Source organism: Alkalibacillus haloalkaliphilus, assembly GCF_007991275.1.
GTDB classification, from domain to species: Bacteria; Bacillota; Bacilli; order Bacillales; family Alkalibacillaceae; genus Alkalibacillus; species Alkalibacillus haloalkaliphilus.
The window spans coordinates 1-837 of record NZ_BJYA01000037.1 but is presented as its reverse complement, the minus strand read 5'-3'; the positions used below and the strand labels follow the sequence as shown (position 1 = coordinate 837).

The 837-nt window shown below is 53.8% G+C and carries 9 tRNA genes; all 9 read left to right on the top strand.

The features are described 5' to 3' along the window. Positions 1–20 precede the first annotated feature (20 nt). The 9 genes from AHA02nite_RS14980 to AHA02nite_RS14940 all read left to right on the top strand — a co-directional run bounded on the left by AHA02nite_RS14980 (position 21) and on the right by AHA02nite_RS14940 (position 828). Positions 21–96 (top strand) — tRNA-Val (locus tag AHA02nite_RS14980). A 12-nt stretch (positions 97–108) separates the two neighbouring features. Further along, positions 109–185 (top strand) — tRNA-Thr (locus tag AHA02nite_RS14975). Between the two features lie 43 nt (positions 186–228). Next, positions 229–304, top strand: a tRNA-Lys gene (locus tag AHA02nite_RS14970). A gap of 5 nt (positions 305–309) precedes the next feature. Then, positions 310–394, top strand: a tRNA-Leu gene (locus tag AHA02nite_RS14965). A gap of 10 nt (positions 395–404) precedes the next feature. After that, a tRNA-Gly gene (locus AHA02nite_RS14960) sits at positions 405–479 on the top strand. A 7-nt stretch (positions 480–486) separates the two neighbouring features. Next, positions 487–575, top strand: a tRNA-Leu gene (locus AHA02nite_RS14955). A gap of 5 nt (positions 576–580) precedes the next feature. Then, positions 581–657, top strand: a tRNA-Arg gene (locus tag AHA02nite_RS14950). A gap of 11 nt (positions 658–668) precedes the next feature. Further along, a tRNA-Pro gene (locus AHA02nite_RS14945) sits at positions 669–742 on the top strand. Positions 743–752: 10 nt separating this feature from the next. Beyond that, positions 753–828, top strand: a tRNA-Ala gene (locus AHA02nite_RS14940). Positions 829–837 lie beyond the last annotated feature (9 nt).

The window sequence follows — 837 nt, the reverse complement described above, 5'->3', positions numbered from 1 at the left end:
CTGCCGGGCAATTGATATACGGAGGATTAGCTCAGCTGGGAGAGCACTTGCCTTACAAGCAAGGGGTCGGTGGTTCGAGCCCGCCATCCTCCACCATCTAAATCAATAGCCGACCTAGCTCAATCTGGCAGAGCAACTGACTTGTAATCAGTAGGTTGGGGGTTCGAGTCCCTCGGTCGGCACCATTCAAGTTTAAATAACATTAATCTGCAAGATTAAGTTAGTGATGAGCCATTAGCTCAGTTGGTAGAGCATCTGACTTTTAATCAGAGGGTCGGAGGTTCGAATCCTCCATGGCTCACCATCCGCGCGGGTGTGGCGGAATTGGCAGACGCGCTAGACTTAGGATCTAGTGTCTCTCGACGTGGGGGTTCGACTCCCTCCACCCGCACCATTTTAATATTGCGGAAGTAGTTCAGCGGTAGAACACCACCTTGCCAAGGTGGGGGTCGCGGGTTCGAATCCCGTCTTCCGCTCCACTATACTGCCGGGGTGGCGGAATTGGCAGACGCACAGGACTTAAAATCCTGCGGTAGTTTACTACCGTGCCGGTTCGAGTCCGGCCCTCGGCACCATATTTGCGCCCGTAGCTCAATTGGATAGAGCGTTTGACTACGGATCAAGAGGTTAGGGGTTCGACTCCTCTCGGGCGCGCCATTTTAATATTGCGGGAAGTAGCTCAGCTTGGTAGAGCACTTGGTTTGGGACCAAGGGGTCGCAGGTTCGAATCCTGTCTTCCCGATTTCTCTAACGGGGCCTTAGCTCAGATGGGAGAGCGCCTGCTTTGCACGCAGGAGGTCAGCGGTTCGATCCCGCTAGGCTCCACCAATTATTTAT